Genomic DNA, 7,141 nt, shown 5'->3' with positions numbered 1-7,141 from the left:
TTCGCACATATTACACCTCACTATGCTTTTCTACATAGCAGACACGAAGCCACAAAGCGTGGGTGCATCACAAATTTTCACAGGCAGACATCGCTATCTGGTGGCACGTGACACGTACCTAAAATATGCAAAGCGAAAATTTGGGATGCACCGCAAAGCGTTTTCCTTCGTAACCCGCGAAGATTACAGCGGGGAAATCAGGCCACTTCCTATTCCTGCTCCAGTGTTTCTTTTACCTTTTTCTTTGCCTGGCGCAGGCGGTAATTGAAGGTGAGGTTGGTTTGCCGCAGTCTTCCCTGCGACATGCTCTCCGTATAAAAATTGGCACCTTCGGTAATGGAGCGGTACCGGCGCGAATTAAAAACATCTAAAACATTCAGCGTAAGGGTGGCTTTGTCTTTGAGGATATCTTTGCTAACCGCTAAATCCATTGTGGCAATGGATTTGCGCCTGCCCTGCGGCGTTTGTTGCGGCGCTTCGTAATTGCCGCGAACCTGTATGTCTGTATTCTTCCAAACTGTAACCCTCGACAGTAAACGTACTAACCAGCTATAGGTATCGCTTTTAAATTCATCATCAAGGTTGCTGCCATCGGTAATGGCACGGAAGAAGTTAAAGCTGGCATCCGTTTTCCACCAGGTAAAAGCCGAATAGGAGCCGGTGAATTCCGCGCCGAACGAATTTTCGGTTGCCAGGTTTTGTGGAAGCGTAACCGAATTGCCCTGTTCATCCACTCTTTTTACATATAATATTTTGCCCTTTGTATTCCGGTAATATAGCGATGAACTAATAGATGCTTTGTCTAAGTACTTGATGTGTCCTATTTCAAAAGCATGTGTAAATTCAGGGTCAAGGTCGGGGTTGCCGCTCCAGTAATTACGGTTATCACTATAGGTCATAAACGGACTAAGGTCATTGTATTGCGGACGGCGTACCCTCCGGCTGTAGCTTACCTGTATGGCATGTCCCTGCGGCAGATCATAGGTTACATGCGCGCTGGGAAAAAAGTTCAGGTATTTGCGCGGATTCACTTCATGGGTTTGTTTGAGCGTGGTGGTTACATGCGTAAGCTCGCCGCGAACACCCAGTTGATAAGATAGTTTTTTAACCTTATTGCCTAATATGGCATATACGGCGTTTATGTTTTCTTTATACAAAAAGTTATTGGTCAGCCCCGGTAATTCAAACCAGTTGCCGTTGGCATCCTCTTCCGTTACCGTATAATTATTGGTCATATTACGGAAGCTGCTGCGCAGCCCGGCCTCCAATTTTCCTTTTTCGCCAAAGGGGTGTATATAATCAATTTGGGTGAGGTACTGTTTTTCGGTTTCATCATTTACGGAGCGCTGCAATATAAAAGGTATATCTGTGTGACTACCATCGGGCTTAAAGCTTTGCTGTCCGAAATACTGATCGGAATTTTCCCAGTTATCGAGGTAGCGTACATCGGCGGTTAATTCCTGTCCCTGGCGGGCGAAGGTTCTTTTATAGCTGAGCGCGTATTCCGAATTGGGTTCCGTTTCCGTTTCATCCTGTGTGCGGTGGGTAATGCCGGTAAGGTTTTTTATGGTTGATTCGTAATCGTGGTAAAAGATGTCGGAATAGCGTTTGCCTTTACTGATGCGGTAGGTATAGGCGGCAGTGAGTATATTTTTATCATCGAAGAAATAATCCAGCCCGGCCCTTGCATTATTGTACATGCCTTTTAAACGGTGCTCCATATTTTTGGTGGAGATGAAAGTGCTGTCGTTGCGGTAGAGTTCCTGGTACAGATCACTTTTTCCGGGCGCATTGCGGTAAGAGGCGGAGTAATTAACGAAAAAATTAAAATCTTTACGGCGGTAATTTACATTGGCAGCTATTCCAAAATTTTCAGGATATCCTGCCACTACATCAAAAGAACCGTTGAAACCTTCCTTCCGTTCCTTCTTTAATACAATATTAATTATGCCGCCCATGCCTTCGGCTTCGTAACGGGCAGAGGGGTTGGTGATGATCTCTACTTTTTCTATCATGCTTCCCTGCAGTTGCTGCAGGCCGCTTCCGCCTTTTATACTAACCAGTCCCGAAGGTTTACCATCAATTAGTATTCTTACACTACTGCTGCCTCTCAGGCTCACATTGCCTTCCACATCTACCGCTACTGAAGGGATATTGCTTAATATATCGGCAGCTGTTCCCCCGGCATTAGCCAGGTCTTTGCCTACATTGAATATTTTTTTGTCAAGCGATAATTCCATTGAGCTTTTCTCGGCCTGGATATATACTTCTTCAAGCGTTTTGGACGCAGAGAAGAGTTGTATAACACCAAGGTTCAACGGTGCATTAGCCGGTGTAAGCGTAATAGTAGTGGTTTTAAACGGGGTGTAACCGATAAACTCAATGAGGGCATAGTATGTACCCGCTGGTGCTTCAAGGGTAAAGCTTCCCGATTCACCGGTGGTAACCGTAGCAACTGAAGCGCTGTCGTGTACTTTGTGCAATTGAACCGTGGCATAACCAAGTGCTGTATTGTTCAGGGCTTCTGTAACCTTCCCGGTTATTTTCAGGTCCTGCTTTTTTTGTGCCTGTAGCACCGGGCACAGGAACAGCAAAAGAAAAAAGAATAAGCTACAAATAACATTTGAAGAAGAAAGCTTTCTAAAGCGGGCAATCCTTTTTCTCTCAATAATGGCAGGTAAATGTTGGTTCAATGGAAACAAGTTTAAAGGTGCTGTTGCAAAAGCATAAAATTAGTCAAAACTTGTCTCTATTCCATCCGGTACTTACCTGTAGACGGGGAGGCAGGTGCAAGGTTGCAGGTTTCAGGTTTCGGGTTTCAAGTTGTTTGTTCAGGTATGAGGTTGTAATATTACAAACAGATTCAGAAGTTCTTCGGATGATTGTAAAATGCATAACCTGCATGGTGATTTCAATTGCCAGCCCGGTAGTCATTGCTTACTTTTTTGAACCGGCTGCCGCAGCCTTCAATGCAGATGTAGCCGAGCTCAAGCATATTGTTGTATTTCCTGAAACTGGCCGGCCAACCGGTTGCCCCCTGACTGCTGTTAATGCTAATTGTGCTATCGTTGATTAGTGTAATCCTTCCGCTTTTTCCCCATACATAATGTTCAGGTGTGCAGGTATAGCTGCTGTCAGGGTTTATTGTCAGCAGTATTCCATCTACCTTATGAAAAGTACCGCTGCCATCACCCGGATCAGCATATGCTTCATATTCTTTCCAGCTACCAAAAAGGGATGTAGCATCATAGCTGTTTGTTTCCTTTTTAGAGCAGGCCAGCAGGATTAAACCTGCAAAAACGGGTATAAAAAATGCTTTCACGATTCATTGTTTTACTTCCTGACAAGTATAACTTATACTACGTTGCATTAAGAAAAAGGCTGGGAGGACAAGGTCTTGGAAGAACATACTATGTACGAAGTTTGGGAGACTTTAGCAATGTTGAAGATATCGGGTATAAGCAAGTCTATAACCCTGGCTATCCGGCTCTTTCGTTGCTTGCTAAACCAACCGGCATGTTTTAAAATTCGTATATTGAAGTAAGTGCCTGCAGCATTGCGACAGCTTTTGGTAAACCTTATCTTTTGATTGTTGAAAACATATGTAAACCCCTGTAAGTGTTAAACATTTTGGTAACTTGAGGGCAAAGCTGAAATATGGGAACGGCGCCTGCGCAACTATTGTTCAACAATTTTTTTTGATATTATGGTAAGGTTGAGGCTTATTATTATTGCCGGCTTGCTGCTATTAAGGATTGCTCAGTCCTTTAGCCAGGATCAATCCTGCCCGTTTAATATTAATTTTTCAGCCGGGGATATTTCTGCCTGGTCTGCGCAAACAGGTTTGGTGGACGGTCCTGCACGACAATATCCTGCACCTAATACGGGTGTATCGGTAATCTCTGAATACAGTATTTTCACAACAGGTATACAGGTCATAACCACACCGGGCACTGATAAGTTTGGCGGGTTCACCACTATTCCCACTATTAATGGATATGCTTATGGTTATTCTATCAAATTGGGGTCAGAGGCTACTTCATGGGATCTTCACAGCAATGAACGCAGCCCGGGAGGATTTGTGCGGTCCGTTACTTATACGGTGAATGTTCCTGCAGGTTCTTCTTCGGTTCCTTATACCATGACTTATGCGTATGCTTTGATTTTGGAAAACGGCACACACAATTCCAATCAGCAACCTGTATTTACAGCAACGGTCAAAAGTCCTGCCGGCATTATCACCTGCGCCTCGCCTTCTTATTACCTTCCTACCTTTAACAATGCGGGAGGCGGAAATAACCAAGCATCCACCGGGGCAACGCTGGATTCTGCCACAGCAATAGCAAACGGGTTTTCATTGAGCCCTACCCTGTTCCTTTCACATTCGGGGCAAAACAACAGTAACGGGGTATTGCTGCAGGATGTGTGGACAAAACCCTGGACAGAAGTAACCTTTGACCTGTCGGCTTACCGGGGGCAGCAGGTGGTACTTACTTTTGAGGCCAGCAATTGTACTCCGGGAGCACATTTCGCTTATGCATATATAGCGCTGCGTAATGATTGCGCCGGGCTGGAGATCTCGGGATACAGGAATGCCTGCACCAATACCAGAACGGTGTATTCCATTCCGGCATTAGCCAACAGTACGTATACCTGGACGGTACCTTCCGGATGGACAATAGTTTCTGGCGCCGGTACCAATATTATTACTGTGATCCCCGGTACTACCGGGGGCATTATTACGGCACGGGAAGCGAACACCTGTGCCGACCTCAGGGATACTATCACGGTAGGCACATCACCCCCAACGGTGGCAGGCAGGGTTACAGGTGATAATACCGTTTGCGCAGGTATTAACAGTACAGCATTAGTGCTCAGCGGTGAAGCCGGGAATATACTTAAATGGGTGTCTTCAACAGACGGGGTTAACTGGTCTGACATTGACAACACCACCCACAACTATACCGCCCTGAATATTGATGCTACCACCCAATACCGGGCTGTGATTCAAAATGGGGGCGGTTGTAGTGTGGATACCAGCACTGCTTCAATCGTAACGGTAAATCCCCGAAGCTTTGGAGGTGTCCTGAGTCCGGGCGACCTCTCTGTCTGCTCAGCTCAAACGCAGCATAATCTTATCTCGCTGGATGGAAGCACAGGACAGGTTCAAAACTGGCAGTATTCCTACGATAGTACCAGTTGGAACAATTTTTCCCCGGTAAATACCAATACGCAGTATAATGCAAACACTGTTAACCAAACCACCTATTACAGAACCCTGGTGAAAAGTGGCATATGCCCTCCCGATACCAGTGCGGTTGCCAGGGTTCAGTATATAAATGTTCCATTTCCCGCAGCCACCATTACTCCCGGGGCGGCTTCCATATGCTATGGTACCGGCACACCGGTAAATGTTACCATTACTTCCGGCACTCATTATTCCTGGAGCAATGCCGCCACACTGACCAATACCGGCAATGCTGTTGTTACCTCGTTGCCGCATATTATAAGCGCCACAGCTACCCCGCAACAAAACACCGATTATGTGCTGAGCGTTACCAATGCAGGTTGCCCCAATGTGTTGCTGGATACCTTTCATGTTTCGGTTACCCAACCTATTACTGTGTTTGCAGGTAACGACACTTCAATTGTAGCCGCTCAGCCGCTGCAACTGAATGCTGTCGTCAATGACCCATTAGCCGATCAATATACCCGGACGCCTGCTACCGGGCTAAACCACACAGATATCGCCAATCCTGTTGCCAGCCTGTCGCACATGACAGGCAATACCATTACCTATACCGTAAAAGCTGCCACAGCAGACGGCTGCTTCGGGCAGGATGATATTAAAGTAATGGTATTTACAACGGCGCCCGCTATTTTTGTTCCCTTAGCCTTCACTCCCAACGGAGACGGGCTGAATGATATACTACGTCCTATTGGTGTGGGTATTTCCTGGCTCAACTATTTCCGTATTTATAACCGTTGGGGGCAACTGGTGTTCAGCTCCGGCAACCAGGAGAAAGGATGGGACGGTACCATCAATGGGCGGGTACAACCCACTGCCACTTATGTATATATTGCGCAGGGAATAGATTATACAGGGAAGGTTATCACCAAAAGGGGAAGTGTGACATTGATCCATTAAAGTGAGAGCGTTTGCCTGTTGACCGGATCGTATCCGGATGCCTTAATGCTTTGGCATGACCAGCATAAGTACGGTGGTAAACGCAGGAAAACCTGCTGCCGGCTCAAGTACCAAAGCCCGGCAATGGTACTGAAAGCCCAGTACCTGCATGTAAGCGGGTTTAGGTATGAGGTATCAGGTTGTAATTATAATTTATAATAAAGATTCGCGAAGCTCCTCCGGCGACTTTGACGACAAATATCCCAAAGGAATGTCAAGCACCGTCCGGGCGCCTGTTTGTCCTTCTTTTGCCATTTTTCCTACGGCCCTCGCATAAGCCACTAAAACACTGGCGGTAAATTCGGGGTTGCTTTCAAGCGTTAAGCTAAATTCAATTCTCTGTTTTGATCCGTTTCCGGTAATACCGGAACGGAATACGATACCTCCATGCGGCATCGTTGAATGGTTCGCTTTAAGCTCCTCTTCCGTTATAAAATGAACAGTGGTTTGATAAGCGTCAAAATAATGAGGCATCTTTTTGATGGTATTTTCTATTTCAGACAAATCGGCATCCTCCTGTGCAACAACATAACAAACCCGCTGATGCTTTTCGGATGTTGAGAGCAGGGGATTTTTACCCGAACGCACTTTTTCCATTGCCGTTTCTATAGGTATGGTATATTGAACGCCATTTTTAACACCGGGAACGCGTCTTACCGCGTCAGAATGGCCCTGGCTCAAACCCTTTCCCCAGAAAGTATAATCTTCTCCTTGTGGTAAAATGCTTTGCCCGAGCAACCTTGCCAGTGAAAACAATCCCGGATCCCAGCCGGTAGATATAAGGCTCAGGGTTTTATTAGCGCTTGCAGATTCGTCTACTTGTTTGAAATACGCCGGGATTCTGGCATGCGTATCAAAACTATCAACGGTGTTAAACATTTTTGAAACCATTGTCACCTGTTCCGGCAGGTCTTTTAAAGATCCCCCGCAAAGGATCATTACGTCAATTTTGCC

At 46.0% G+C, this 7,141-nt stretch carries 4 protein-coding genes; 1 reads left to right on the top strand and 3 read right to left on the bottom strand.

The features are described from left to right. Window positions 1–209 precede the first annotated feature (209 nt). Entirely contained in the window at window positions 210–2,693 is a 2,484-nt protein-coding gene (locus PLE34_RS21245; RefSeq protein WP_324560445.1) for a TonB-dependent receptor domain-containing protein, read from the bottom strand. A 218-nt stretch (window positions 2,694–2,911) separates the two neighbouring features. Further along, the gene (locus tag PLE34_RS21240) at window positions 2,912–3,322 is read right to left on the bottom strand and encodes a hypothetical protein (protein ID WP_324560442.1); all 411 of its coding nucleotides are present in this window, start codon (window positions 3,320–3,322) and stop codon (window positions 2,912–2,914) included. Window positions 3,323–3,706: 384 nt separating this feature from the next. On the opposite strand from PLE34_RS21240, the gene PLE34_RS21235 reads away from it, so the two are divergent. Beyond that, the gene (locus PLE34_RS21235; RefSeq protein ID WP_324560439.1) at window positions 3,707–6,148 is read left to right on the top strand and encodes a DUF8696 domain-containing protein; all 2,442 of its coding nucleotides are present in this window, start codon (window positions 3,707–3,709) and stop codon (window positions 6,146–6,148) included. A 192-nt stretch (window positions 6,149–6,340) separates the two neighbouring features. Here PLE34_RS21235 and PLE34_RS21230 read toward each other — a convergent pair. Then, window positions 6,341–7,141, bottom strand: an 801-nt coding sequence (locus tag PLE34_RS21230) for a diaminopimelate dehydrogenase (RefSeq protein ID WP_324560436.1), incomplete at its 5' end; no start/stop codon positions are given.

This window comes from Agriterribacter sp. (genome assembly GCF_035445465.1).
Taxonomy (GTDB): Bacteria; Bacteroidota; Bacteroidia; order Chitinophagales; family Chitinophagaceae; genus Agriterribacter.
Note: the sequence above shows the minus strand (reverse complement) of the source record. Positions and strands in the feature narration are given on the sequence as shown.

Excerpts from the sequence above, each read along its gene's own strand:
- PLE34_RS21235 (WP_324560439.1), top strand. The coding sequence starts at position 3,707 with ATGGTAAGGTTGAGGCTTATTATTATTGCCGGCTTGCTGCTATTAAGG.